Source organism: Vibrio mexicanus (assembly GCF_001012815.1).
In the GTDB taxonomy this organism is placed as follows: domain Bacteria; phylum Pseudomonadota; class Gammaproteobacteria; order Enterobacterales; family Vibrionaceae; genus Vibrio; species Vibrio mexicanus.
Map to the genome: position 1 here is coordinate 46,386 of NZ_JYJP01000095.1, position 22,832 is coordinate 69,217.

Consider the following 22,832-nt stretch of genomic DNA (forward strand, 5'->3'; position numbering starts at 1 on the left):
TATACACTTAAGGTCTAGCTTTTATTTGTTTAGCTTATGCAATTAATGAGTTACACAATAGAAAATACGGTGCGTTCGTGAGATTGATGTTCTTCAATCTCAAGTATGATGCCTGTGAACGTGTCATCATTAATGGCTTGAGTGGTCATCTCGGCATGGGCTGGCGACACATTGTTAAGCATTGTGCTAGATGCCAACTTGGCGAGCCCAAGAGGCACACTGATGGTTGAATCGATGACGTCGTTTTGAAAGGTCTCAATGGTCAGTTTTCGCATGGTTTGACTCCTTGTCTGATGTTCAAACCAGCTTGTATAACTTGCCTAGTTTGTAATGGGTTTGGGTTACTGGTCACATCAAAAAGGTAGCGCAGCTTATTAGGCGAAAAATTGCTGCAACTCAATGTGCACTTAGTTGCGCTTTATTTCTTAAGAAGCTGCTGCCAAGGTCAAGAAAGGAGCTGGTTAAGTTCTGCCATGTGAGAAAACTGAGGCTTTATTGTCTCTACACTTTCATAGTCGGGGTTCTCAGGTTCTCCACCTACAGCGGGCTGCTTTGAAGGATTGAACCAAATTGCGCTAAGGCCAGCCTTTTTCGCAGGAAAGATATCTTTTTCAAGTGTGTCTCCCACCATGATGGCTTGCTCTGGTTCAATGCGTAGCTCTTGGCAGATACGCTGGTAAAACTCGACACTGCGTTTTGCGAGGCCAAGGTTTTGTTGGCAGAAGTAGCCCTTAATATAGTGGTCGAGACCGACGCGAGCGAAGGCCTGTTCAATCTCTTTAGGGGAGGACTCAGCCGCACTGGTGGCGATGTAGATATCATAGATAGCGCTTAATTGAGATAGGGCTTCTTGCGCCCCCTCTACTGCCTCGACAACTTTCCAATCACACATCTTTCCCTCTATGCCGAGCTCTGGTTGCGTGGAGAAGTCGACCATTAAGGTATCTCCCCAATCAAACAAAATTATTGGTTTCATGAATTCGCTTCCTGTCTAACTTTCTTTAAACAAAAATTTTTCCTTTTAGGTACAGCTTACCCGTTCCTGATATTTGGATACGATCTTTCTGAATAGCGCAATGTAAGTGCCCACCTCGCTTTGACACTTGAAAGGCCTTTAACTCGGTTTTATCGAGTCGCTGTGCCCAGTATGGGGCTAACCCTGAATGTATCGAACCCGTCACCGGATCTTCTTCCCCTCCATTGGCGGGCCAAAAGTAGCGAGAGACAAAGTCATAATCGTCATCTTGAGTCGTTTCGCTGCTATTGAGTTGCGGGCTTTTTTGAGCGGTCACTACCACATCCAGTGGGGCAAGCGTCTTGAGTTTTTCTGCGTCATAGCTCACGTTCAAAACATCGACTTCGTTGTCGTAGACGGCAAAGAAGGCTTGACGGTTTTTTAATACAGCTTGGGGTTGGATGGACAGTCCAGACTGCAAAGCTTGCGGTATCTGCGCAGGCACTGGCGCTTGATTTGGAAAGCTCATGACAATCTGTTGCTCGTCTGACTGACTCACAAATAGGTTACCGACTTGTTTGGTGCTGTATTCGATGGTGTCTTTCACACCTAATTGATTAAACAACACATAAGAAGCCGCTAGGGTGGCGTGGCCGCAGAAATCGATTTCGGTGATAGGAGAGAACCAGCGAATCTCATAATGGTTGCTCGACAAGGGTTTGATAAAAGCAGTCTCAGAGAGATTATTCTCTATTGCGATATTTTGCATCAAGTCTTCGCTCAACCACTCGCTAATAGGTACAACCGCTGCTGAGTTCCCTTTAAACTGCTGGTCGGTAAATGCGTCGACCACATAAATATCCAGTTCCATTATTCTTGTCCTCTTTGGGCTTGCTTCATCATAGCTGCAACGTCGCGCGCTGTTGAATGTTCGAAAGCTTCTAGTGCGTCAATGACACCAGTTTGATTGGGTTCGGGTTGGTTCTGACTAAGCTTCCATTGCCCTTGGAGTGACTCGACAACGAGCTCAATACCAACAATCGCCGGTAACATTTTATCGATGTAAGCTTGTGGCGCATCGGCCACGGTCCAAGGATTAGGTTCGTGCCGTTCTTGCTCTTTGGTTAAGTCATGTATTAGCTGCTGAAGCCATTTGGCATCGTGTTCAAATCGAAGTCGACCTTTTACGTGGACAGTCACATAGTTCCAAGTTGGCACTGCTCGACCGTGTTCTTTTTTGGTCGGGTAATGATTTGGAGAAATGTAGTGATGAGGCCCATGAAAGATCAACATCGCTTCCTTTTCTGTATCTGTGGTTTTCCAAAGTGGATTGGCTTTAGCGATATGGCCTTGAAGGCGAAGGGAATGTTCATCGCCTCGAATGATAACCGGGAGATGCATGGCCTCAATACCGTTCTCCGCGCCTTTCTGTGTAATTAGGGTCGCAAACGGATATTGTCTGATGACATCCAATAGCTGCTTGTGATCTTTTTGCTCAAATTTTTTCGGTATATACACTGCTTCATCCGTGGTTGGTGTTGAATATGCTGTTTAATATGTCCAGTTCTCGCAAATATGCGGAAGTGACTTATATTTGTTAGTAGTACAGAGTTTTTTAAGGAGATTCCATGTACTTAACACGGCTTATTTATGTAAGTACCATCTCAGAGGACTGCTCGCCGAATGATATTGAGCGGATACTGACAACATCCAAGAAAAACAACGTGAATCACCACGTGACTGGGATGTTGAGCTTTAACCAGCACTTTTTTTTGCAATGCTTGGAAGGCTCAAGGACAGAAGTTAATCGCACTTATCAGCGAATTTTACAAGATAGACGACACTACAATGTCACTATGTTGTACTTCCAAGAGGTTAACAGTCGCTCCTTTGGTGATTGGTCTATGGGGCATATCAAGATAGGTAAGATAACGGATATGCTCAGTATGCAGTTTTCAAGTGGCCCGGAATTCGATCCGTATCACTTAACGGGAGAGAGTGCTTACCTCATGCTTCTAGAGCTTAAAAAGCAGCTTCCTTCCACTTAAGTGACTTGCTTAAACTGACTAAAACGAAGAGTCTGGCTGCTTAAGAAACTCAATTTCTTCTTTGGTTGACGTGCGGCCCAGAATCTCATTTCTGTGCGGATAGCGTCCAAAGCGCTCAATGATCACCTTGTGTTTGATCTCAAAGTCCAAGTTATTCTCTATGCCGTTTTTAGTAAAAAGAACGATGGCCTGCTCATGTATCGTCAAAGACTCGCTGTGCATAAAAGGCATGTAAAGGAAGCTGCGCTCTATTGGTTCGAGTGCTTGATCGTCGCCAGTGCGAATGGCTTCTTGCGCAAGGCCTAGAGCAAGCGCGTCATAGGCAAAAGCACTCGGCGTGTCGCGATACAGGTTCCGAGAGAACTGATCTAATATGATGATCTCTGCCAAGCGGCCTTTTGCTGTTTCGCGCCAATCGGAGAGTTCGCAGACCGCAGCTTGCGTGTGCAGATTATGAAAGCGTGAGCGAATCGTCTCATCGAGATTTGTATCTTTAACCCACCATTGCTTGGGTTCTAGCTCCTTAAACCAAAAATCGAGTACATCTAAATGATTCATTTTCGTTTCCTTGAATGCGCTAATGAAGACTATTGAGTTTAATCCACTTCTTCGTGAATGGAATAGAATCGGGCAACGTCTTGAGTAACGTCTCCCCAATGAGATTGTCCAACGCGCTTTTGATGTAATTCAAAAGCGGTCTTGCTGACAAACTCTTCATAAACGTCATATCGACATGGGTCAGTTAGAGATTGTTCAACGTTAAATACGAGACATCCAACTTCCTTTCGTGTAAGTGCGATATGTTCCACTAACGCTGTTTGCACTTGTTCCAGTTGGCTCTCGGGAATGATTATGTGCCCAGATAGGGTAACTTTTGCCATCGTTAAGTGCCTATCGCCCGCCAGCAATATCAATGAAAGAGCCAGTTACGTATGAGGCTTCATCAGACAGCAGCCACGCAATAGATTGGGCTACCTCTAACGCTGTGCCTCCACGCTTAAGTGGAATGTTAGGCGCTAGGCGCTTCACACGATCTGGCTCTCCACCATCAGCATGCATCTCGGTTTCAATGAACCCTGGGCGAACACCGTTGACGCGGATATTGCGGTCAGCCAGCTCTAATGAAAGCCCTTTAGTGAGTGAGTCCATCGCCCCTTTGGACGCAGCATAATCGACATATTCGAATGGTGCGCCCGTTCGAGAGGCGGCGGAGGAGACATTCACAATCGCTTTTGGATTCTGACTCGTTTGCAAAAAGGTCTTACAACACAAAAAGCAGCTGCTGACATTGGTCGTCATCACTTGGTTGAATCGATAAAGGTCGATGTTTTCAAGCGTTGACTGCGCGAACAAGACTCCCGCATTATTGACTAAATGGGTCGCAGCACCGAGCTCTTTAGTCGTAGTATCAAACAGCCGAGTTACGTCTGCCTCAAGTGAAACATCAGCTTGAACGGCAATGGCTTTCCCGCCTTGTTGAATGATGCTGTCGACGACTTGATCTGCTTGTGTACGATTACTTTTAAAGTTCACGCAAACTGCGTAGCCATTTGATGCTAAGAGCTGAGCAGTCGCAGCGCCAATGCCGCGGCTGGCCCCTGTGACAATGACGACCTGAGTCTGTGACATAGTTGTTCCTTAATGCGTTACTTTGATTTTTTGATGAAATGTTCTTTTGACTCGGATCTGATGATGCTATTCAAAACTGTTTAAATCGATGTCGTATTTATCCAACACTTCTTGCATTTGAAGTTTCTTTTGTCCGGCAGCAACCGCCATGACTTTGGCCGTTACATCTGAAATTTCGCCCTTTGTTATTCCCGCTTTCTTACACTGTTTTAGGTAGTAGTTGGTGCAGGGCAGGCAGTTCATCGCCATTCCCGCGGCTAAGCCAACCAATAGCTCGGTTTTGGTGTCTAAGTGTTCATTGGTGTGCGTGGAGTGATAGAACTCGGTATAAGCGCGTTGGTGTTTTCCTAACATACAGCCTCCATGAGGAAAATTAAGGATCCGTGGCTTCTACCGCTAACGACGACACATGCGGTAAATCTTATGCCCGCATGCAAAGGCCAATACCGCGACGCATACAACGATGAATAATGCGTAGAGGTAACCAATGGTCGTGGAAACGCCAAAGCCCCAAACTAAAGAAAATACAATGCCCTGGAAAGCCTGATAAGGCCACTGATAGATCGGAAAATGAGAGTCAGAACTCATGAGATAGCTGAGCGCTAGCAAGCTCAATAGCGCAGCCATCAAACCCGATATCAAAGGTGCATTCTTATGCATTGTTTGATGACCAACTCATTGGGACGAAGCGAATTCCATGAACTTGGTCTTCCGGTCCCGTCGCGACAAAGCCATGCTTTTGGTAAAAACTGACTGCGTTAATAGATGATCTCAGTGTTACCTGCTCGTTTTCGGTACCAGACAATAGTGCCTTAAGTAGCGCCTTTCCTAACCCACTTCCTTGAGAAGACTTACTGACGAAAAGGTGGGTTAAGTAGTTTCCGTCACGAAGAGACGCATATCCGACTAGTTGTCCATCAAGTTCAGCTTTTATCGATACATACGTTTTAGGATCTAAAGTCGACGCTAAACTTCCCACGACATGCTCTTGATAGACTTGGCGACCCTCTTCACTGAGCAGTGGCAGTACATCATGTTCAGAAGTGTCGGCAACCAGTGCTTGGATGTTTGCTAGATCAGTTTGTTGAGCGGTTTCAATTTTCATTTATGTCTCCTGTGTCGGTTAGCAAAAGGGCTTAAGGATGGATTTTGATGAACATAATGTGTTGAGGCCCGACGGGCCCCCTAAATAGGGCTCGCTTTGACTCTTAAATCCGGCTTTCTCGTAGCAGGTTTTAGCTGAAGGGTTTCGGTAGTTGACGGTTAGATAGATGTTTTCTTTCTCTGGAAAATGCACAGCAACAAAGGGTGCGAGTGCTTTCATTGCTTGCCCTCCAAATCCTTTACCTTGATGCTTTTGGTCAATCACAAAGGTTCTTAATCCAATATCATCGGCAGTGCAAAAGCTATGCGCTACCGAAAAATTGAGATCAAGCCGGAAGTAGCCAATTACCTGATCGCCTTGCTTAACCACAAAGCGTGGTATGGTTGGGTTGTCGGCCGCCAAGAACTCTTGCGCGGTGCCGGCAAAAGGGATCTGACTGTCATGCAGGGTAATGGCTGCTACTTGTTCAAAGTCATCTTGCGATAACGGTGAGATTGATAATGTCATCCTTGATACCTACTTCTAGCTTTACACACTCGTCAGTATTTAGTTTGTTCGAGTTACTGGGTGAACTTTAGTCGCGACATAAAGTGCAAATCGCAGTATTTGCCAGCTTTGAATGTACTCATTCGCTTCGTCCCTTCAATTTCAAACCCTAGGGCTTGATAAAGGCCAATCGCTGCTTCATTGTCCGTTTGAACTTCAAGCTCTAAGCGAACTAGATTCAACCAGTTATCGGCTTGGTCAATGGCCTCTAAGAGTAGTGCTTTACCAATACCTTGCCCGTGTGAATCTGGATGAACCGCAATTGCTACTCCCGCGCTGTGTCTGTCACGCAGCTTATGGCTGATAAACAGCGTGACATGGCCGAGCACTTTGCCATCAACCTCAGCAACGAGCGTGTAATGGTCTGGGTTAGAAAACAGACCGGAAATCGTATCTGAGCTCAGATAAGGGACTTGAGACGTGTTCACTGTGACGGAAGTAAAGCTGTATAGTTCGCACAGATCGGCTAAGTCTGAAGATTCTAAGTGTCTAATGTTAATGTCGTTTTCCTTTCGTACTACTGATCGTCCATTATTTAGACCTTATCATAACTAATATCTATCGTATTGAGATTTATAGACTTTAATTGAAAATCGTTTTCTGCCCTTGTTGGGCGGTCTTAGTAGGGCGGTTTGATTCCATATTTCTCTTGTAGCGCTTTGACTTCGCTAGAGTAGGTGGCGAGGTAGTTGTTAAAATCTCGGATAATATCGGGATTGTTGATGTTGGATAGGTGATAGCTGCCTCCTTCCGATTCAAGCAATCGAGTGTTGACCGCCAGGCTGATATTGTCATCCATTTGAGAAAGCAAAAATCGGCCAACGTTTTGGTCCATAATGACGCCTTGAACTCTCCCTTTAAACACCATCTCTAACAGTCTTTCTGGGTTGTCGGCTTCGACGACTTTGATTTGGCCACTTTCGATCGCAGGGGAGAGTTTCCATGGGGTGACGCCTCTTATTATTCCGAGTTTATTAAAGTTACTCAGCTTAAGCTGTTTGTCTTTAGGCTGGACAAACATAACCTCTTCAAGCTCGATGACGGGTAGAGAGTAGCTAATAGCGCGACCGGCTCTAGACTCTAAATTCCATAAATTGCTGTCGGGGAACTTTGCATCGACTTCTCCACTGTAAAACATTTTGTAGAGACGTTTGATTGGCAGGGCTTTGTAGGTCACTTGATATCCGTAGACGTCGCCAAACTGGCTCAGTAGCTCCGGAACGTAGCCTGTGTAGGAGTCCTCCGTTTCGTTGTAAGCGTAGAGTGGATAGTAGTTAATATTTTCAATCCCAATAGTGATGGACTTAGCTGTAGTATTATTTGAAGAAGCGAAGGTTGAGACAGATACGCTGAATGCTAAGCAAGCAACAATGAAGAACTTCATGGCAACCCTCAAGTCTAAATACACATCTATAACTATAGACATTATGACGTTGGTCGCGTTGAGGAAATATATTACCAGCCGCAGGTAAAGGGTCTACTTTGGTTTCTTACTGGATTGATGAGGAAATGCTGCACGCGAGTCGTTGTGATTACTTGCGTGCAGATTGGAACTATTTGCCGTGTCGAGTCAATCGGTGCGTCAGATGATTTTTTACCGCAGGCCACTCTTGATTGATGATTGAGAACACTACAGTATCTCGATACGAGCCATCCGGCATGCGTTTGTGATTACGAAGTATGCCATCTTGTTTTGCGCCGAGTTTAGCAATGGCTTGACGTGATGCTTGGTTGTGCCAGTGGGTACAGAACTCGACTGCAATGGCATCTAATGATTCGAACGCGTGTTGTAGCAGTAGCAGTTTACATTCGGTGTTCACTGCTGATCGTTGATAGCTTTTCGCATACCAGGTGTAGCCGATTTCAACGCGTTGGTTCTCGCTGTCTGCATTGCAATAGCGAGTCGCACCTATGATCTTCCCTGTTGCTTTATCGACGACTACAAATGGCATAGAGAGCCCTTGTTTCTTGGTTTCTAATGCCATTGCAACGTAGCCTTGTACCGTTTCATGGTTGGGAACAGAGGTATACCAAAGATCCCAAAGTTCACCATCTGACGCCGCTTCCACGAGGGCATCGGCATGTTCTTCTTTAAGCGGGATAAGCTTAACAGTGGTTGATTCTAACTCTATTTCTTTTAGCCACATGACGTTACTCTCTTTCTAATTTTATTCTGGGGTGTATTGAAGATCTACCAAGGATGAACGTCACCTTCCCAAGTGAAGAAGGTGCCTGATTGGTCTAAAGTCAGACCTTGAGTGAGTTTGATGATGCCGGCAGCACTCTCTTGAGCAGTAATGTCGGCTTCGTCACCACCCATATCGGTTTTCACCCAACCTGGGTGAATAGGGCAAACCGTAATCCCTTGTTCTTTGAGTTCTAGCGCCATGACTTGCATGACTTTGTTTACTGCTGCTTTTGAGCTTCTGTAGGCATACATACCCACCGCGTCTCGATTGAGTGCACCCATCTGGCTCGAGATAGTCACAATGCGCGGGTTGGCGGCGTTTTGCATTAGCGGGATGATTGCTCGGCTAACGAGCAAAGGCGCAATAGTGTTGACTGAAAAAGTCTCTAACCAGTTTGGCGCGCTGACGTTGTCGCGATCTTGCTCATCAGGGCCAATGATACCCGCGTTGTTAATCAAAACATCAATTTGCTGACCTTCGAGTGATTCTCTTAGCGCCTCGATTGAGCTTTCGTTGGTCACTTCTAGCTCTACTAAGGTTAAATCACCATGGTCTTTTAGACTTAATTGATCATTTGAAGGTGCGTTGCGGTATGTAGCTATCACCTTGTAATCCAGTGCTAGTAGCTGCTTTGTGAGCTCAAGACCGATGCCGCGCGAGGCACCAGTAATCAATACGGTTTCCATTTTCTCTACTTCCTTTTTGTTTTCGTTCGGGGATAGCGCTTATCTTTGCTTCATGAAGCGACGGCTAGTCCTGATGAGACGAACGTCAATCCCGCGCCAATATTCAGGCCAAGAATGAGCCTTGGTTTTGCCTTTAGCCAAGCGGCTAGCTGGTGAGAAAAAATGCCCATCAAGCTGAAACCAAGCGCAGTAAGAACAGCGAACCAAACCCCGTATCCCACCATTTGCACCGTAACAGAGCCGAGACTTGGGTTAACGAATTGAGGGACAAACGCTAATACAAAAATTCCCGGCTTAGGGTTGAGGGCTGCAGACAGAAACCCTGTAGCGAAGATGTGTTTGAGCGGCTGCTTTTTGGCTTCTTCTAGAGAAAATAGCTGACGAGATCGAAGCACTTTGATACCTAACCAAATCAGATACCCCGCACCAATAATTTTAACGGCATAGAACGCCAGTTCTGAGGTTTGAATAAGCAAGGTTAAACCGAAGGTAGCCGCCATTACGTGAAACAGTATTCCACTTCCTGACGCGAGCCCCGAAACCGTCGCAGCCAGTTTGCCTTGGCTTAAACCTCGTCCCATGGCAAGCAGGTTATCTGGCCCCGGTGAGATAACGAGTAGAAAACAGGCGAGTGTATAAGTGATAAAAACTTCTAATGGAAACATGATAACTCCTTGTTTTTCTGCTTCTTTGGGATTTAAATGCAATCTGTTCTGAGCTTCGATTTAATCACTAGTGGTTAGGCTAATTCTAAAGTCATAAACTGGCTGTTTGGATCTAGGTCGTAGTCGGCAAAAGGGCCGCAGATCTGAAACCCAAACTTAGTGTAGAGATGATGCGCGGCATTGAAATAGGCTTCTGTGCCGGTTTCTAAGCTTAACCTCTGGTAGCCACGCTCTTTAGCGACATCCAAAATATGCTTGAGAAGGCCGGTCGCGACGCCGGATTTACGCGCGGATGATGAGGTTCGCATTGACTTAATTTCAGCATGGTTAACGTCCAACTGTTTAATGGCGACACAGCCGAGCAGTTGATTCTCTTTCCAGCTGCTAAAGAACGTGATTTCTGGGGCTTTAAGTGCATCGACATCCAGGGCATGAACACTTTCTGGCGGTGAGGTGGCGTACATATCGGCTAAATGCTCCTCGAGCAGCTTGATCACTTCCCCGCCTGAAAGGTTATCGGTTTTGATTTCCATATCCCATTTCCTTATTGTTGAATTTGAACACTTTATCGTCAATTACTGCTATTGGAAAGATGTAATCCACTTTATAACTTACTGTTTTTATTGTTAGTTTATACGGTAAAGGCGCGGCTGACTTTTCCGAAATTAAGGAAAGAGTGTACCAAAAGTGATTGTTTTACTGGTGCCGTTAACTGTAAACCGCCGCACCTTCTGGAACAATGATAGGTAGATCCGTGCAGCCAAAATCGACATTCATTTGCGCTAATAGGCAGGTCATCTGCCACGATGATGGGTTTGATGATTGAAAACATGTTGGCAAAATTCGCCGACTCTACGCTCAATGACTTGTCCGGCAGTGGTAATGTAGCGGACGGTTTTATTACAATCTTGGTCGGTGAAGTTTTTGGTCATGGTTAGATAGATGTCATCGACTTTGGTGCGTAGTGTTCGGAGTTCATCCATGGTGGTAACGAAGGTGTCGGTAATTCGTTTAGAGGTAGGAAGCTCTGCCAGAAGTTGCGGATCGATAGTGACAATTTCATTGTCGACAAGGCGCTGCAACATGATCAGATCACCGAACAAGATGTGATTCCAATGAGCCATGATGCTGGGGAAAAAAGCCTGACGATCTTGGTGAAGCTGCTCTTCACTGAGCTGTTGGCAAACGTCTAGTAACTGATTGTTCATACGCTGGTTGTAGCAGGCCAGCATTCTTAAATTCGAAGATAAGTCCATTTATTGCATTCCAGTGTTGAGGGGGCTTAGCCCCAGTTGTTGTTATATTTCTTATTAAAGGCTCGAGTTCTTAAGTAGAGGTAAAGGGGTAAGCCGCAAGACACACCAACGCTGAGCGTACCGATTACCGCAAGGTATCGGAGCTGTACTTGGTGCTGTTTACCGTCCACAGAAATAAAGACCAGCAGAGCCACTGCCGCGACAATAACGTCTATCCATGCCATCAAACTGATGGCGTCGGTTGTGATTGATTCAATCAGAAGCGTCATATTGAGCCCATGCTCGAGCAGCCAAGGCAACAATGCGCCGTAGGGGAGCGCAATACCCAGTATAGTTAACAGCAGATACGTCTTTGCCATGGTTTTCCTCGATGATAAGTCAGTGTTTAGGATTAGCCGGAAAGCACTTAACGCCCTCAGGGATGTTATACCAATCCACTTTGCTTTCCACCCAGACATGAGCGGTTGGCTCAAAGAGCGAATCGTCTTCTAAGTTGACGGGTTTTAACTTGAGTTTCAGTATGGCGGCATCGTCTGGGTTGTAGTGATAAACACGGTTACCACAGCTTGGGCAGAACTTAGCGCTGTTCTTGTTGCCGCTGTCTGCGATACGTTGCCACTCACTTAACTCGCCTGTAAATTTGATGTCTCCGGCAGACACCATGGCGGTCACGCTAAATGGGCCAGTCGATAGCTTTTGACATTCAACACAGTGACACGCGATGACCAGTTTGGGGGTTGGTACAACTCGTAACTGACTTGACCACATTGACATGCTCCCTTAATTGGAAATTCCATTGCTCTACTCCTTTTGACGCCAACAAACTTATAGATTTTTATATAGCGGGTGAGAGGTCTTTTTCGTAGCACTGCTCTAACTGGACTTTGCCCCAGAGTTCTCGCTCGTCTTCGTGACTGACAGTAAATCCATATCGTAAATACAATGATTTTGATACCGCTAAACCATCGACCGTCCACAAGATTATTTTCTGATAGTTTTGCTGCTGGCAGAACGCAATGGCTTGATCCATTAACTGCTTGCCAAGCCCTCGACCACGAGCGATAGGATCGACGGAATACCAACGCAGCTGCGCCACACTTTCAGACACTTCACAGATACATATTGAGCCGACTAAAGAGCCATCTGTTTTGGCGAGCCAAATGCATTCTCGCGGGTTTTGGCGCTTGGCAAACTGTGCCAGTGGTTCTGCGACATAAGCTTCAAAGGTGTAATCGTAGCCGAACTCTTTGGCGTAAAGTAGCCCGTGTTGCTTAACTATTTGACCTAAATCCCCCGGCTGTAACTGATGAGTTATCTCCATAATCGTCGACCTGCCTTTACTTCTGAGTAATGGAGCGTATTGAATAGGGCACAATCATTTTGTGAAACGGCGTAACGAAGAACATGTACAGCTTGCCCCAAATGTTATGCACATGAACAACGGTTGTGGCGTGCAAAATCGATTTTCCTGCCTGTTTTTCAATATAGAAGGAGACTCGAACATCTAAGTGTTTGTCACTATCTTCGCCGATGACCTCGCTGTCAGACAGAGAAACAAGGCTGAAAATCCCCGCCATGTCGCCGACTTTATAGTCAGACGCGGTTTTAGATTCTTTGATTTCATTCATGGCACCAAGATTCTTTAAGCCTAATTTTGACACGATGGCATTTCTCATGTTCATCAAGGCCGCGACAATAGGAGGCGTTTTGGTGAAAATAGCCAAATAGGCTTCCATTGCGGTCTGGTTTGGATCAATCAATGTTGCACTATAGGTGTCATGAAAATAGGCGCCTTCAACGTATGTGGTTAGCTCACTTTCTGCGGGTACATTCATGGTTACTCCTTGGGTTTACTCAGCGGCTTTTAACAGTCGGTTTTATCGATAGACATTCAATAAGTGTTGCTCAATCACTCTTTACAGCGAACTGCCGTTACCGTTACTTCGATTAGGACATCACCTTCCAATGCAACGCCCAAACAGGCTCGTTGGGGCCAATGTTCTGGATTATCACCGAGCCAATCACACCACACTTTGTCCATGGTTGGTTTGTCATCCATATTGGCGATGAAGACTTGTGCGCTAGCAATGCGAGTTTTATCTGAACCCAATTCAACCAAATTGTTTTCGATGGTTTTTAAGGTTTGCCGCGTTTGTTCAACAATGCCCAAGTCGGTATTGGATGCGGTGGCAACCGTCCACACTAAATCTTGATAGGCAGAGGATTTATTTCTCCCTTGGTAGATGCCGCGCTTTCGCTCTATTTCTTGGCTTTGATTACTCACAAGGGCTCCTTCCATAAGTTCGAACAGCCAGTATTGATTAGGCGCAACAAATTGACTACAACCGGAGTATGAGTGACACGGGAAGTGTTAGTTGATACGCAAAAATTTGTTGATTATGTGCAAGATGGTGCACTTTTGAAGAGCCCTACAGAGGGTTGGTTAATTTGATCAGGGTTTCTTGAAGGTTATCTCGTAAAGTCACGTGATCGGAATGAGGACATATTTTATGTTGATCGGCGACGAGTAACGTCGATAGGCCAAAAGATTTGGCGCCTTGTATATCTGAGATTGGATTGTCACCGACCATCAAAGTATGGGCGGCGTGGCTGCCAATGCTATTAAGAGCAATTTGGAAAGCTTGTTCGCTGGGTTTGCGATAACCAATTTCGCATGACCAAATGACTCTATCGAAATATTGGGCTAACTCGCGACGTTCAAGGTCTTGCTGAAAAACGTCGGTGTTACCAGTGACATTGGAAAGCAGCACGAGTTTAGTCCCTTGGGTTTTTAAAGTGATGAGAAGCTCGTGGGTGTAGGGATAAAGTTCGCCAGATCGAATGAAATGCTCTAAGTGCAGAATACCCAGTTCAGTTTGAAAAGGAACGCCGTGGGTAGCAAAAGCCAAGCGCCAAATCGATTCCATTCAGGTTGAGTGATTTGATTAGGCTGATATAGCTGACGTATGTAAAGCTCAATAAGTTTGCCAACTTTGACCGCTTGCGTTGAACTGGACACAGCTTCAAGCGACTGGGCCAAACTTCCCATCTTGCATAGCGTGTTGCCGTAATCGAAAATAACTGTGTTGTACATGTCGTGCTGAATAAGACTGAGTGTACAAAGTACCACGGATTATCGAATCGGCACTTTGTACAAGCTCTCAGATTTGAATTAGCCAGTAACGCTTTCTAGGAATTTAGCGAGGTCATTCACGGCTTGAGAGTTTGCTGACTGAACGGTTACTTCAGTACCTTGAACAAGCTGTAGTGTTTGCAGCTTAAACAGGTTTTTAGCGGTAGCAGTTTTGCCGTTGGATACGATCTCGACTTCTTCCGCGTATTTCTTTGCTTCTTTCACAAACTGCGCTGCTGGACGTGTATGTAGGCCACTTGGTGCGGTAATAACGACATTCTTCTTATGCATTGTTAACTTCTCCGAAATGAGGGTACGAGTAAAACTGGCTTTATTGATACCGCAACGAAGTCGCTATAACTATGTTCCATAAGTGTTTTTTTGAGGTGACGAGTTCTTTCTATGCGTAATTGTGATTGATGTCTTTTATTTTATTCACTTTGTAAAATAAATCGTGATCCGAGTCTAATCGAGTTTTAGGCGCGGTTATGAAGCATCGTAACAGCGCCCTGAGTTGAAGGCTTTTACTGTGTCAATCTGCTTCGATTTCGAATATGGAATCAATGATGATGGGCAAGTTACCGCGCACGGAAGCGGCGCCAAACACAGAGCGTGCATGAACGCCTTTCTCGCCAAAGACTTGAGCCATCAGATCTGAGCAGCCATCAAGGACTTTAGGGTGCTGTTCGAACTCTTCGGTCGCGTTGACAAAACCTTGCAGTTTGACGACGCGCTTAACTTTTGACAGTGACCCTAGCTCTAACTTTAGGGCAGCCAGGATATCTAATCCGGTCGCTTTGGCAAATTCATAACCTTGTTCGGTGGTGTACTCTCGGCCCAGTTTTCCTTTTGGAGTCACATCTAGCCAGCCATCGGACCTTTCCCAGAAACATACAGCAAGTTGCCCGTGCGTACACAGTTGCAGTAGCTGCCCTGTGGGTCACTAGCGATGGGAAGTGTTAAACCAAGTGTTTCGAGTCTCGTTTCTATTTGGTCATGGTCATGAGTGTGGTGCGAAGTCGCGAGTTGTTCTGTCATTGTCGTCCCTGAAATGTGGCTATGTGTAAATGTGCATATTGGAAGTTTCAGTGTGACAGGTTTGGTAATAACATTAAACAGGATCAAGTGTTAGAAGCCTCGCAAATCGAGATTGACCTCATCTCCCAGCCAATAGGCATAGAGCGTATGATCATCAAGATCGTTGCCTGTATCGGCATGTACTAACACGTTTAGTGAGCCTCTGTTTTCGTCGAGCCAAGGAATGAAGCGTTCGAAGTCTTCTCTTGTAAACAATACTTGGAAACTCCATTGGGTATGAGGGCCAATAGGTTGAGTGATTATACGCCCCAGCCTAAGATCAAACTGCGACTGAATTTTATGATGCAGTTCAGTCGCGAGCGCAAGGGTGTCTTGATTAAAGTAGATGTGAGCGTGATAGGCTCGGTGGACATTAATTGGCTTTTGCAGCTGATTCATAGAGGACTCCTAATCACTCTCTAAAGTCTAGCCGCAACTTTGAACCTATTCATGTCAATACGAGGAAACTTTTTGGTTAGTCGCTATAGAAAATGGCGAGCCAAACCGTAACCTCATTCTTGGCAGTAGATAACACTTTGTGTTTCTCGCCCGCAGGAATATTGATGAAGTTACCCTCGCCGAGAGTAACGACCCTTCCATCTTCGAACTCGAGTGTTCCTTGCCCTTTAAGCACGACAATCCATTCATGCTCGGTCTGTTTATACCAACCCGTTTCAGGAGAGCTTTGCCCGTGAGAGAGAATGCGTTCGATACGAACACTGTTGGTGGCAACGATGTCTTCAAAGATTTCGTTAGGAAGCGATTCAGGGATGTTATCAAAGAGGTTGTTCACTATTGAGCTCCTTTCATTAATGAGTTTGCTTCTTTGCTGAGTAGATTCAACGCAGTGTTAGTTTCTATAAAGCACACCTGTGATGACGTTTATCTGGCTTGCTTACGAATTTTAGTCTCTTTGAGAATTGAGCGTTTTTCGCCATCAGTGGCTTCGTTCCAATGAAGGATTTCTTCAAGAGTTCGAAAGCAGCCCATACAAACATCTTCCTCGTCGAGACAGCAATGCCTAATACAAGGGTGTGGGATGCTTTCAGCTGTCTCTTTCGGTTTATCATTCATTGGCTTACCTCGCTAGTTACAGTCTAGTCGACTAACGCGAGGTTACGTCGCTTATTGTTGCTAATATGCTCGCACCATGGACTTAATCAGTGTCAAAAAGCTTAGACATCTGATACTGATTCAGACCACACTGCAAACTCATTGCCGCTCGGCTCAAGAAAGTGAAAACGACATCCGCCCGGAAAATTGAAGATCTCACGCTGAATCGTACCACCTTGGGCGACAACTTTATCGTAAGTGGATTGCAAGTCTGCGCTATAGAACACCAATAAGCTCCGCCCGTTTGAGTTTGACTAGAAACATCGGCTTTGAAAAATCCACCGTCTAATCCTTGATTGGAAAAAGCGGTGTATTCAGGGCCATAGTCCACAAAGTCCCATTCAAATACGGCGCTGAAAAATGCTTTGGTTGCCTCAAGATCTTTGGACGAAAACTCCACATAGTTTAACTTTTCGTGTTGATTCATACCGGTGCTTATCCTATCTATTGTTCAATGTGTCGAAGAGGTTTAAGCCTCGTGAGTCATTATTTTAGCTTGTTATGTTTAAGTCGCTCTTTAATTGGCACGATTATACCCAAGTGACTTCATGATCCAGGATTCAGAGCGTTGTAACGGGTTCAAGTTCAAGACAAATGACGCAGCGGAATAACGGGTTCTTTCCAAGGCATTTAACGTAGAAATTGTAACCGTGATACGCTCCCGAAGGGCGAGTTTGCCTAGCTCGCACACTTTGTTAACGATTCTCAATGTAGAACCACTAGATTGTCGAATCGTTGCCGCGTTTGCAAACTAGGCAATTCTCGCTGAACCACGCATCTTGAGGTTACTTGGGTATATAGCCAAAACGTGCTAGGTAATGCCAGATCTTTTTGATATCTTGCTCATCGTAACCTTGTTTTGTCACGGCGCTGCCTAATATATCGGGTGTGATTCTTCCATCAACGGCGATCTCTTTAGCGAGGTCGATATACTCGTGACCTCGATATTCCGGATGCTGTTGCATGGTTTGGATGTCTAGCTCAAATCCATTGTGCCATTGGATTGGGATGTTGAGCTTTTGAGCCAAAGTGTTGACCTCGGAACCACGATAAATGGGGTCTAAAACGATGCATTCTATGTCTTGTTGAATAGAAACTACGCCATGAATGTGTGCCTCAATATAATCATCCAGTAAATCGCTATTCGATGCTCTTGCTTGTTGTATTAAGGGCATTACTTGATTCGCAACGGCAAAGTCTTCGGGTTCGAAGTAGCTATCGGGGTAACAAAAAGTGCTTCGAGTGAGCACATGTGATTTGACTTGGAAAAAAGCTGAGCCAAATCGAGGTGAGGCTCCCATTGGATAGTTTTGGTAGTTCAACGCGCCATACTTGGGCCTTAGCTCATCTGCTGCATCGTCATAAGCGCCGTCAAAGACACGTTGTTCCCAATGCCAACGCTCTCCGCCTTTGTATGCGGTTAATCCACCATTACTGGTTTATGTTTCAAACTGGGATTTCAATACGCCGTCATTGGCGATAGTGAGCAAAAGCGGCGTGCCATCAGAGGTAAGGCGATCTGGGTGGAAGTTGATGGTGAGAGCGTGTTGGAGACGTTGCTCAGGGCCGTGCGATTTCAGTTTTATATTTGTGATTGCTTGTTCAATAGCACTGGCCGTCATAGTGTCTCCCAACTCGTTTTCATCTCCTATAAGATATAACACGCCACCTCAAACCTTATCAATGATGAGTCTGTTATCGAAAAATTAAGCGAGTTCGAGCAAATGGGTTAGGCTTGGATCAGTCACTGCACATGCTGAGCAGAAGCTGCCAGTCTTCTTTGGATACATAGTTTCGATAGACTCTTACTCGATAGTAACCATTCTTAGTTAAAGACGTGACGCGAATGTGTGGAAAGCCAATGATAGGAAATCGATGTTTGAGTGCTGCGGGTATGCCATGCAAATAAATATCATTGGCGTCGGTAGTGAGTTTACTGTCGTTGTTTTTTCTATTCGCAAAGTACTGATAGCTGCTATTTAAAACAACAAGGGCATACGCCACAAAGCCTTGTTCGTGAGAAAAGAAGATTTGGCTCGATAGCACAAAGCCAAAGCCAACAATAGCTGAAATGATGGCTGCGCTTAACGAGCGTGCTCGTTTCTTAAATTGTATCTTTCTCATCTCGTTCCCTCTCAACGTTATTATTCAATTAGTCTTATAAAGGTCGAGGATGTAATGCGTGAAAATGCGAATAAGTTCAAAGAACCATGTGTCCATTCCGTATAATCACCGTTTGTGGAGCTTTATATTTTGTTGAAATCGTCCAACAGCATGGAATAAAAATATTCATCCCACCATGTACCGTCTTCTTTCGGTATGCATTGTCTAAAGTGTCCTTCTCGGACCATGCCCAGTTTTTCCATTAAACGGAAAGAGGCGACATTCTCAGGTTGGCAGTCGCAATGACGCGATGAATGCCAAGAGATTCGAATCCATATTTCAAAGTTTGATGCGCAGCTTCATGCGCGATGCCTTGCCCTTGGTAATGCGGATTGATCGCCCAGCCAATTTCATAGGTATGCTCACCAAACCATGGGTAAAATTCAATATGGCCGACAAGTTGCGTTCCTTCTTTCAGGTATATAGCGAAGGCTTTGGTATTGTGAGTAATGAATGTTTTGACGTCACTTTCAGACATAACACCCTCGGGCAAGAAATACGTAGTCTTAGGATCTGACATGTAGTCATACACTGCCTCATAATCGGTTGGAAGGAACGGCCTGATGATGAGTCGATTAGTTTCAAGTTTCATATATTCGCTCCTGGCATTGACTTTATTGCTCGCGTCGACTTTATTGCTACAGAGATGCGCCGTTGATATCGGTGATGGGCAGTTGGTCGAGGTCTAGATCATCTAGGCAGCGAGCATTGATCGTCCAACCCGTAAACGGCTGCTTACCTTGTCGTATTTCTTCAGCGGTCAGTGCGCTAGGGATTCGAAATGGTAGAATGCCACAGTGAGGGCAAAAATAGTCTTTGGCTGTTTTAGTGCCCCACTGATAAACAGATAGGTTGTCTATTGGTGTAAGCAGCTTTAGAGCTTGTTTGGGGACCCTAACATTCAGTGAACCACGCTTTGTACACACGGTGCAGTTGCAGCGCCTTAAATGGGTGATATCGCTTCTACTTCGAATTGCACCCGCCCACAGTGACAAGATCCCGAATAGTTTTTTTGCATTGTTCTCACTCCGTTAACTTTGTGCGTACCAAGGTAGTGTGTACCAAGGTCTAGAAAACTCTCTCAGTCAGTAGTTCACCAATCTCAGACATATGACTTACTTGCGTGATTCCTGCTAGACCTGCTGACTTCTTGTGAGGTGCATAGTAGATGCTGCGCATCTTGGCTCGCTTAGCTGCGAGAAGACCGACTAAGCTGTCCTCTATAACAAGGCAATCTTTAGGATGAAGTCCCTTAGATTTTGCCACATGCAAGAATAAAGTTGGGTCGGGCTTCCAAGCTTGAATATCATACCCACTGAAGATGTTCTGTTTAAAAAATGGGGAAAGCCCTGTCACTTCTAGAGCGTGTTCAATCTTAGCCCTTGGCGCTGAGGAGGCGACGCAAAAAGGGATATCAAGCGTCGATAATAAGTCGTGGACTCCAGGGTTAGCTTTAAGCTTGGATCTGAACAACCTTTTGATCTTTAATCGATACTGTTGTTCGAAATTCGTAGGCAGTTTGACTCCGTATTCGGCCTCAATATTTCCGATGATGCTCGCTAATTTCCAACCGCGAAACTGGGCGATCAAAGCCGTTGTATTCGAAGGTATACCGCATTCAGTCAGCTGTTGACTCAGTGCAAGGTGGCACAAAAACTCACTATCAACTAGCGTACCATCGCAATCAAAGATGATTAACTTCATTGTTAGCCTCTCAAAGCAAACGTTACAGCATTAATGCAATCGCTGTATTACAAAAATTGGCGTTCCAGTTCATAGGCTTCAATCTCGATTGGTGACTCCGCGTAGCCAAAGATCAGCAGTTGCAATAGGTAGTCTTTGGTAAACGCTTCGAGGCCTTGATCTTCGATTTGTTTAACGTGGATGAGTTCGTGCACGATGAGTTGTTTGTTACCTCTTACACGATTTTCAATCCAAATGCCGTAGCCAAATGTCATGCCTACTAGGTAGGGCGAATCGAGACCAAGTCGCTGCATTTGGAAAAGAAGAGATTCATTTTCAGGTAGTGGAAGTTCTTCGGTGTAATGGATGCGAACTTTTTCTGGGTGTTTGATGCCAATTTTGCGCGCAATTTCGACAAACTGTGGAGACAGGGGCTGTCCCTGTTCCAATACGATAGCTTCATTCTTTCTGACGTATTTTATAGAAAGCGGATAGTAAGCATCTATTTGTTCTGTTAGGCGGCTAGGAGGGTTCGCGTACTGCGCGGCTTTGTCCTCGCATCCTATGAGCGTTATCGCCAAGGTGGCGAGTAACGCACTTTTTAACAATGACCTCATGGGCAGTGAACTCCTTTCAAACTTGCCTATTGATGATTAGTCGCTGATTTTACTCAGTATTCTGCTATGAGGTTTATGTTATATCTCTTCGTTAATAAAGTCCTGCGGTTAGATTCACATTTAGAGTCATATTTATCCTTTCTCAACAATAAGATAGGTGTGCATTTCTGGGTATTGGTCAAACTCAAGGTGACGAATGGTACATCCGAGTTCGATAAATAGGGTCAGAAATCCATTGGTACCCAGAGAAGAGTAATAGACTTCCGGGCCCATGAAATCATCAGTATGCGCACCTGCCTTCTCAACGCCGCCAAAAGAGAAGATAAATAGGCCGCCCGAGTTAAGGCCATTGATAATTTTAGTGATCACATTCTGCTGCTCAGAAAGCGGAATGTGCCAGATGCTATCCCATGCGGTAATAAAGTCATATTTTTCACTAAACTCATATTGGCAAATATCCGCATGAATGAAATCGACACTTGGATGACGTTCCTTGGCCAGTTTGAGCATTTCTTCAGACACGTCTAGGCCTGCTGTATCAAAGCCTTCTTCTGATAGCAGGTCAATGAATCGGCCAGTACAACCACACCCGATATCTAAGGCTTTCCCTTTGTGTTTGGCAAAACTCAGCGCTCGTTGATGAGCGTCGATACCATTATTCATATTGAATTTTTCACTTTGCCAGATGTGGGTAATTTGGTCGTAGGCTTGGCCAATGTCAGTGGGTTTCACGGAAAGTCATCCTTGGTATTGAGTGTTAGCGCTTTACTTTAAGCGAATGCATCTATCAATGCTGGTATTAATTGATAAATCAATCATTAAATTAATCATTCTGTCTTAAACTTGATTATTTCCAGCCTTGTTTCCATTTGCTGGCGTCTTTTAGATCTCTCCAGTCTATGAGGTATTCGTTCTTAGACATGATGGCTTCGAGCTTACAAGATAGAACCGTGCCATCTTCTTCATACTCTACTTCGGTAATCAGAAAATGTTTTTCGCGGTTTTTGGGATCGATGGCTGTCCATTTGCTGTTGGAAAGTTTTGCAGGTGAGATTCGATTCATTTTAATCCTGTTCGTAGTAACTTAGAAAAGACAATGAGTTACTACGAAAGACTCTGGATGGAAGTTCAGTGTATGGTAAATAATCGTCGAGTCGACCTAAGCATCAACCGTACTTTTCCGACCCAAAACTTTATTGACTGCAATACCGACAAGCGCGGCTAAAACAATGACGAAGTAGAGCATGGTTAAGGTACTTTTGGCTACCGTGAATGCGCTGCTCAGTTGCACCAAAGATTCTGAAAGGTTTGGATACTGGGTTAACATTTGCCAGATGCACAGATTCTCGGCGTAATCGAAAATACATACCAGCAGAGGCGTGTAAGCAAAATAACGCCAGATACGGCTCGTTAACTTTCCTGCTTTTGTCAGCCATAGAAGCAGGCTTGAGTAACATAGCGCGAAGAGTAACGGATAAAGGACGTCCAGTAGAAGTTGCGTGGTGAGATAATATTGCCGGCCTTCCTCACCTAAAGCGGCAAGTAAGCTTTGCGCCTGTTGAAAGGAATATCCAGTTGGTGACATATCAAAAATGAGTTGGCCATCAGCAAAGCCTATTAGAGTCGGAATACTGACATTGAGCATGGTGAGGTAAATGGCATTGGTGAGAACGAATAGAATGAGTACCTGTCGTCCCGAGGTTTTGTTGTAGAATGAGTCGAGCATCTTGCTTCCTTGTATTCAGCGCTTTGTTATGCCGAGTGTGTCGATGAGTTAAATTTTTCGTATCGACTGAATGCGTAACTGACTGCTCACTAGTAACGACCAATACGATGTGTTTGCTGCTGATGATTGTTCTGATTTAGGGCCATCTTTCTAAATGGTCGCTTCGTCAAGGCTTTTTTCCTTTAAGCTATTTCCCCAAAGGCACTTTTTTAATGCACTGACTTCTTGCTAGGGCTTAATC

The 22,832-nt window shown here is 45.0% G+C and carries 38 protein-coding genes and 4 pseudogenes; 1 reads left to right on the forward strand and 41 read right to left on the reverse strand.

From position 1 onward, the window contains the following. Positions 1 to 50 precede the first annotated feature (50 nt). The 4 genes from UA76_RS13350 to UA76_RS13365 all read right to left on the reverse strand — a co-directional run bounded on the left by UA76_RS13350 (position 51) and on the right by UA76_RS13365 (position 2,473). Complete coding sequence (locus UA76_RS13350; protein ID WP_047046975.1) at positions 51 to 275, reverse strand: hypothetical protein; 225 nt, start codon at positions 273 to 275, stop codon at positions 51 to 53. Between the two features lie 170 nt (positions 276 to 445). Next, positions 446 to 976: an HAD family hydrolase gene (locus UA76_RS13355; protein ID WP_047046978.1), complete on the reverse strand. Its 531-nt coding sequence runs from the start codon at positions 974 to 976 to the stop codon at positions 446 to 448. Positions 977 to 1,001: 25 nt separating this feature from the next. Next, complete coding sequence (locus UA76_RS13360; RefSeq protein WP_047046980.1) at positions 1,002 to 1,826, reverse strand: PhzF family phenazine biosynthesis protein; 825 nt, start codon at positions 1,824 to 1,826, stop codon at positions 1,002 to 1,004. Beyond that, on the reverse strand, positions 1,826 to 2,473 hold the full coding sequence (locus tag UA76_RS13365) for an FMN-binding negative transcriptional regulator (protein ID WP_047046983.1): 648 nt from the start codon (positions 2,471 to 2,473) through the stop codon (positions 1,826 to 1,828). Before UA76_RS13365 ends, UA76_RS13360 begins: the two co-directional genes overlap by 1 nt. Positions 2,474 to 2,583: 110 nt before the next feature. On the opposite strand from UA76_RS13365, the gene UA76_RS13370 reads away from it, so the two are divergent. After that, positions 2,584 to 3,003 carry a BLUF domain-containing protein gene (locus UA76_RS13370; RefSeq protein WP_047046986.1) on the forward strand — a complete coding sequence of 140 codons (420 nt, stop codon included), beginning with the start codon at positions 2,584 to 2,586 and terminating at the stop codon, positions 3,001 to 3,003. Between the two features lie 18 nt (positions 3,004 to 3,021). Here UA76_RS13370 and UA76_RS13375 read toward each other — a convergent pair whose 3' ends face one another. The 37 genes and pseudogenes from UA76_RS13375 to UA76_RS13545 form a co-directional block, all read right to left on the reverse strand. After that, positions 3,022 to 3,561, reverse strand: a complete 540-nt coding sequence (locus UA76_RS13375) for a DUF924 family protein (protein WP_047046989.1) — start codon at positions 3,559 to 3,561, stop codon at positions 3,022 to 3,024. 38 nt (positions 3,562 to 3,599) lie between these two features. Next, the gene (locus UA76_RS13380; protein WP_047046992.1) at positions 3,600 to 3,884 is read right to left on the reverse strand and encodes a putative quinol monooxygenase; all 285 of its coding nucleotides are present in this window, start codon (positions 3,882 to 3,884) and stop codon (positions 3,600 to 3,602) included. Between the two features lie 10 nt (positions 3,885 to 3,894). Beyond that, positions 3,895 to 4,632 carry an SDR family oxidoreductase gene (locus UA76_RS13385; protein ID WP_047046995.1) on the reverse strand — a complete coding sequence of 246 codons (738 nt, stop codon included), beginning with the start codon at positions 4,630 to 4,632 and terminating at the stop codon, positions 3,895 to 3,897. Positions 4,633 to 4,698: 66 nt separating this feature from the next. Then, complete coding sequence (locus UA76_RS13390; protein WP_047046997.1) at positions 4,699 to 4,986, reverse strand: carboxymuconolactone decarboxylase family protein; 288 nt, start codon at positions 4,984 to 4,986, stop codon at positions 4,699 to 4,701. A gap of 42 nt (positions 4,987 to 5,028) precedes the next feature. Next, entirely contained in the window at positions 5,029 to 5,292 is a 264-nt protein-coding gene (locus UA76_RS13395) for a hypothetical protein (protein ID WP_047047000.1), read from the reverse strand. Then, positions 5,285 to 5,737 (reverse strand): GNAT family N-acetyltransferase, encoded by a 453-nt coding sequence (locus UA76_RS13400; protein ID WP_047047004.1) that lies wholly within the window; start codon positions 5,735 to 5,737, stop codon positions 5,285 to 5,287. Before UA76_RS13400 ends, UA76_RS13395 begins: the two co-directional genes overlap by 8 nt. Before the next feature lie 18 nt (positions 5,738 to 5,755). Further along, a complete protein-coding gene (locus tag UA76_RS13405; RefSeq protein ID WP_047047006.1) occupies positions 5,756 to 6,244 on the reverse strand; it encodes a GNAT family N-acetyltransferase in 489 nt (162 codons plus the stop codon). 53 nt (positions 6,245 to 6,297) lie between these two features. Further along, on the reverse strand, positions 6,298 to 6,783 hold the full coding sequence (locus UA76_RS13410) for a GNAT family N-acetyltransferase (RefSeq protein ID WP_047047009.1): 486 nt from the start codon (positions 6,781 to 6,783) through the stop codon (positions 6,298 to 6,300). Between the two features lie 119 nt (positions 6,784 to 6,902). Continuing rightward, on the reverse strand, positions 6,903 to 7,667 hold the full coding sequence (locus UA76_RS13415; RefSeq protein ID WP_047047012.1) for a substrate-binding periplasmic protein: 765 nt from the start codon (positions 7,665 to 7,667) through the stop codon (positions 6,903 to 6,905). A gap of 169 nt (positions 7,668 to 7,836) precedes the next feature. Then, positions 7,837 to 8,430 (reverse strand): GNAT family N-acetyltransferase, encoded by a 594-nt coding sequence (locus tag UA76_RS13420; protein WP_047047015.1) that lies wholly within the window; start codon positions 8,428 to 8,430, stop codon positions 7,837 to 7,839. A 44-nt stretch (positions 8,431 to 8,474) separates the two neighbouring features. Next, entirely contained in the window at positions 8,475 to 9,158 is a 684-nt protein-coding gene (locus UA76_RS13425) for an SDR family oxidoreductase (RefSeq protein ID WP_047047019.1), read from the reverse strand. Positions 9,159 to 9,208: 50 nt separating this feature from the next. Then, positions 9,209 to 9,823 carry a LysE family translocator gene (locus UA76_RS13430; RefSeq protein WP_047047022.1) on the reverse strand — a complete coding sequence of 205 codons (615 nt, stop codon included), beginning with the start codon at positions 9,821 to 9,823 and terminating at the stop codon, positions 9,209 to 9,211. A gap of 74 nt (positions 9,824 to 9,897) precedes the next feature. After that, entirely contained in the window at positions 9,898 to 10,356 is a 459-nt protein-coding gene (locus UA76_RS13435; protein WP_047047025.1) for a GNAT family N-acetyltransferase, read from the reverse strand. Between the two features lie 175 nt (positions 10,357 to 10,531). Beyond that, positions 10,532 to 11,079: pseudogene (locus UA76_RS13440) on the reverse strand (DinB family protein). Positions 11,080 to 11,105: 26 nt separating this feature from the next. After that, a complete protein-coding gene (locus UA76_RS13445; RefSeq protein ID WP_047047027.1) occupies positions 11,106 to 11,438 on the reverse strand; it encodes a DUF2834 domain-containing protein in 333 nt (110 codons plus the stop codon). Positions 11,439 to 11,457: 19 nt separating this feature from the next. After that, a pseudogene (locus tag UA76_RS13450) lies at positions 11,458 to 11,876 on the reverse strand (GFA family protein). A 38-nt stretch (positions 11,877 to 11,914) separates the two neighbouring features. Further along, positions 11,915 to 12,400 (reverse strand): GNAT family N-acetyltransferase, encoded by a 486-nt coding sequence (locus UA76_RS13455; protein WP_047047030.1) that lies wholly within the window; start codon positions 12,398 to 12,400, stop codon positions 11,915 to 11,917. A gap of 16 nt (positions 12,401 to 12,416) precedes the next feature. Continuing rightward, positions 12,417 to 12,914: a DUF2867 domain-containing protein gene (locus UA76_RS13460; RefSeq protein ID WP_047047032.1), complete on the reverse strand. Its 498-nt coding sequence runs from the start codon at positions 12,912 to 12,914 to the stop codon at positions 12,417 to 12,419. 74 nt (positions 12,915 to 12,988) lie between these two features. Continuing rightward, positions 12,989 to 13,363 carry a RidA family protein gene (locus tag UA76_RS13465; protein WP_238322301.1) on the reverse strand — a complete coding sequence of 125 codons (375 nt, stop codon included), beginning with the start codon at positions 13,361 to 13,363 and terminating at the stop codon, positions 12,989 to 12,991. Positions 13,364 to 13,508: 145 nt separating this feature from the next. Beyond that, on the reverse strand, positions 13,509 to 14,006 hold the full coding sequence (locus tag UA76_RS13470; RefSeq protein WP_238322302.1) for an HAD family hydrolase: 498 nt from the start codon (positions 14,004 to 14,006) through the stop codon (positions 13,509 to 13,511). Between the two features lie 245 nt (positions 14,007 to 14,251). After that, positions 14,252 to 14,503 carry an HPr family phosphocarrier protein gene (locus UA76_RS13475; protein WP_047047038.1) on the reverse strand — a complete coding sequence of 84 codons (252 nt, stop codon included), beginning with the start codon at positions 14,501 to 14,503 and terminating at the stop codon, positions 14,252 to 14,254. A gap of 241 nt (positions 14,504 to 14,744) precedes the next feature. Beyond that, positions 14,745 to 15,071: a RidA family protein gene (locus UA76_RS24105; protein WP_202906941.1), complete on the reverse strand. Its 327-nt coding sequence runs from the start codon at positions 15,069 to 15,071 to the stop codon at positions 14,745 to 14,747. Positions 15,072 to 15,073: 2 nt separating this feature from the next. Continuing rightward, entirely contained in the window at positions 15,074 to 15,250 is a 177-nt protein-coding gene (locus tag UA76_RS24110; RefSeq protein ID WP_202906942.1) for a RidA family protein, read from the reverse strand. 90 nt (positions 15,251 to 15,340) lie between these two features. Further along, positions 15,341 to 15,688, reverse strand: coding sequence for a DOPA 4,5-dioxygenase family protein (locus UA76_RS13485; protein ID WP_047047040.1), 348 nt, complete (start codon positions 15,686 to 15,688; stop codon positions 15,341 to 15,343). A 76-nt stretch (positions 15,689 to 15,764) separates the two neighbouring features. Further along, positions 15,765 to 16,082: a cupin domain-containing protein gene (locus tag UA76_RS13490; RefSeq protein WP_047047044.1), complete on the reverse strand. Its 318-nt coding sequence runs from the start codon at positions 16,080 to 16,082 to the stop codon at positions 15,765 to 15,767. 89 nt (positions 16,083 to 16,171) lie between these two features. Next, positions 16,172 to 16,363, reverse strand: coding sequence for a DUF1289 domain-containing protein (locus tag UA76_RS13495; RefSeq protein ID WP_047047047.1), 192 nt, complete (start codon positions 16,361 to 16,363; stop codon positions 16,172 to 16,174). Between the two features lie 101 nt (positions 16,364 to 16,464). Then, positions 16,465 to 16,829: pseudogene (locus tag UA76_RS13500) on the reverse strand (VOC family protein). A gap of 358 nt (positions 16,830 to 17,187) precedes the next feature. After that, positions 17,188 to 17,826, reverse strand: a pseudogene (locus tag UA76_RS13505) (DUF3626 domain-containing protein); the annotation flags it as partial. A 15-nt stretch (positions 17,827 to 17,841) separates the two neighbouring features. Continuing rightward, complete coding sequence (locus UA76_RS25455; RefSeq protein WP_337588540.1) at positions 17,842 to 18,024, reverse strand: hypothetical protein; 183 nt, start codon at positions 18,022 to 18,024, stop codon at positions 17,842 to 17,844. Between the two features lie 118 nt (positions 18,025 to 18,142). Then, entirely contained in the window at positions 18,143 to 18,526 is a 384-nt protein-coding gene (locus UA76_RS13510; protein ID WP_047047050.1) for a hypothetical protein, read from the reverse strand. Positions 18,527 to 18,767: 241 nt separating this feature from the next. After that, on the reverse strand, positions 18,768 to 19,157 hold the full coding sequence (locus tag UA76_RS13515; RefSeq protein WP_202906943.1) for a GNAT family N-acetyltransferase: 390 nt from the start codon (positions 19,155 to 19,157) through the stop codon (positions 18,768 to 18,770). A 46-nt stretch (positions 19,158 to 19,203) separates the two neighbouring features. After that, positions 19,204 to 19,491: a GFA family protein gene (locus UA76_RS13520; protein WP_238322303.1), complete on the reverse strand. Its 288-nt coding sequence runs from the start codon at positions 19,489 to 19,491 to the stop codon at positions 19,204 to 19,206. 142 nt (positions 19,492 to 19,633) lie between these two features. Further along, positions 19,634 to 20,269 (reverse strand): HAD-IA family hydrolase, encoded by a 636-nt coding sequence (locus UA76_RS13525; protein WP_047047052.1) that lies wholly within the window; start codon positions 20,267 to 20,269, stop codon positions 19,634 to 19,636. A gap of 47 nt (positions 20,270 to 20,316) precedes the next feature. Next, on the reverse strand, positions 20,317 to 20,865 hold the full coding sequence (locus UA76_RS13530; protein ID WP_047047055.1) for a hypothetical protein: 549 nt from the start codon (positions 20,863 to 20,865) through the stop codon (positions 20,317 to 20,319). Positions 20,866 to 20,997: 132 nt separating this feature from the next. Next, entirely contained in the window at positions 20,998 to 21,597 is a 600-nt protein-coding gene (locus UA76_RS13535; protein WP_047047057.1) for a class I SAM-dependent methyltransferase, read from the reverse strand. Positions 21,598 to 21,712: 115 nt separating this feature from the next. Then, the gene (locus tag UA76_RS13540; protein WP_047047060.1) at positions 21,713 to 21,928 is read right to left on the reverse strand and encodes a TIGR02450 family Trp-rich protein; all 216 of its coding nucleotides are present in this window, start codon (positions 21,926 to 21,928) and stop codon (positions 21,713 to 21,715) included. 96 nt (positions 21,929 to 22,024) lie between these two features. Continuing rightward, complete coding sequence (locus UA76_RS13545; protein WP_047047063.1) at positions 22,025 to 22,591, reverse strand: hypothetical protein; 567 nt, start codon at positions 22,589 to 22,591, stop codon at positions 22,025 to 22,027. Positions 22,592 to 22,832: the final 241 nt, after the last annotated feature.

Coding starts and splice junctions, on each gene's coding strand:
- UA76_RS13525 (WP_047047052.1), bottom strand. CDS start 20,269: ATGAAGTTAATCATCTTTGATTGCGATGGTACGCTAGTTGATAGTGAG.
- UA76_RS13460 (WP_047047032.1), bottom strand. CDS start 12,914: ATGAATGTACCCGCAGAAAGTGAGCTAACCACATACGTTGAAGGCGCC.
- UA76_RS13380 (WP_047046992.1), bottom strand. CDS start 3,884: ATGGCAAAAGTTACCCTATCTGGGCACATAATCATTCCCGAGAGCCAA.
- UA76_RS25455 (WP_337588540.1), bottom strand. CDS start 18,024: ATGACGGCCAGTGCTATTGAACAAGCAATCACAAATATAAAACTGAAA.
- UA76_RS13425 (WP_047047019.1), bottom strand. CDS start 9,158: ATGGAAACCGTATTGATTACTGGTGCCTCGCGCGGCATCGGTCTTGAG.
- UA76_RS13360 (WP_047046980.1), bottom strand. CDS start 1,826: ATGGAACTGGATATTTATGTGGTCGACGCATTTACCGACCAGCAGTTT.
- UA76_RS13455 (WP_047047030.1), bottom strand. CDS start 12,400: ATGGAGATAACTCATCAGTTACAGCCGGGGGATTTAGGTCAAATAGTT.
- UA76_RS13530 (WP_047047055.1), bottom strand. CDS start 20,865: ATGAGGTCATTGTTAAAAAGTGCGTTACTCGCCACCTTGGCGATAACG.
- UA76_RS13400 (WP_047047004.1), bottom strand. CDS start 5,737: ATGAAAATTGAAACCGCTCAACAAACTGATCTAGCAAACATCCAAGCA.
- UA76_RS13495 (WP_047047047.1), bottom strand. CDS start 16,363: ATGAATGATAAACCGAAAGAGACAGCTGAAAGCATCCCACACCCTTGT.
- UA76_RS13350 (WP_047046975.1), bottom strand. CDS start 275: ATGCGAAAACTGACCATTGAGACCTTTCAAAACGACGTCATCGATTCA.
- UA76_RS13545 (WP_047047063.1), bottom strand. CDS start 22,591: ATGCTCGACTCATTCTACAACAAAACCTCGGGACGACAGGTACTCATT.
- UA76_RS13515 (WP_202906943.1), bottom strand. CDS start 19,157: ATGAAACTTGAAACTAATCGACTCATCATCAGGCCGTTCCTTCCAACC.
- UA76_RS13445 (WP_047047027.1), bottom strand. CDS start 11,438: ATGGCAAAGACGTATCTGCTGTTAACTATACTGGGTATTGCGCTCCCC.
- UA76_RS13405 (WP_047047006.1), bottom strand. CDS start 6,244: ATGACATTATCAATCTCACCGTTATCGCAAGATGACTTTGAACAAGTA.
- UA76_RS13430 (WP_047047022.1), bottom strand. CDS start 9,823: ATGTTTCCATTAGAAGTTTTTATCACTTATACACTCGCCTGTTTTCTA.
- UA76_RS24110 (WP_202906942.1), bottom strand. CDS start 15,250: ATGACAGAACAACTCGCGACTTCGCACCACACTCATGACCATGACCAA.
- UA76_RS13370 (WP_047046986.1), top strand. CDS start 2,584: ATGTACTTAACACGGCTTATTTATGTAAGTACCATCTCAGAGGACTGC.
- UA76_RS13415 (WP_047047012.1), bottom strand. CDS start 7,667: ATGAAGTTCTTCATTGTTGCTTGCTTAGCATTCAGCGTATCTGTCTCA.
- UA76_RS13375 (WP_047046989.1), bottom strand. CDS start 3,561: ATGAATCATTTAGATGTACTCGATTTTTGGTTTAAGGAGCTAGAACCC.
- UA76_RS13470 (WP_238322302.1), bottom strand. CDS start 14,006: ATGGAATCGATTTGGCGCTTGGCTTTTGCTACCCACGGCGTTCCTTTT.
- UA76_RS13475 (WP_047047038.1), bottom strand. CDS start 14,503: ATGCATAAGAAGAATGTCGTTATTACCGCACCAAGTGGCCTACATACA.
- UA76_RS13540 (WP_047047060.1), bottom strand. CDS start 21,928: ATGAATCGAATCTCACCTGCAAAACTTTCCAACAGCAAATGGACAGCC.
- UA76_RS13355 (WP_047046978.1), bottom strand. CDS start 976: ATGAAACCAATAATTTTGTTTGATTGGGGAGATACCTTAATGGTCGAC.
- UA76_RS13510 (WP_047047050.1), bottom strand. CDS start 18,526: ATGAGAAAGATACAATTTAAGAAACGAGCACGCTCGTTAAGCGCAGCC.
- UA76_RS13390 (WP_047046997.1), bottom strand. CDS start 4,986: ATGTTAGGAAAACACCAACGCGCTTATACCGAGTTCTATCACTCCACG.
- UA76_RS13435 (WP_047047025.1), bottom strand. CDS start 10,356: ATGGAAATCAAAACCGATAACCTTTCAGGCGGGGAAGTGATCAAGCTG.
- UA76_RS13485 (WP_047047040.1), bottom strand. CDS start 15,688: ATGAATCAGCTGCAAAAGCCAATTAATGTCCACCGAGCCTATCACGCT.
- UA76_RS13385 (WP_047046995.1), bottom strand. CDS start 4,632: ATGTCACAGACTCAGGTCGTCATTGTCACAGGGGCCAGCCGCGGCATT.
- UA76_RS13420 (WP_047047015.1), bottom strand. CDS start 8,430: ATGTGGCTAAAAGAAATAGAGTTAGAATCAACCACTGTTAAGCTTATC.
- UA76_RS13395 (WP_047047000.1), bottom strand. CDS start 5,292: ATGCATAAGAATGCACCTTTGATATCGGGTTTGATGGCTGCGCTATTG.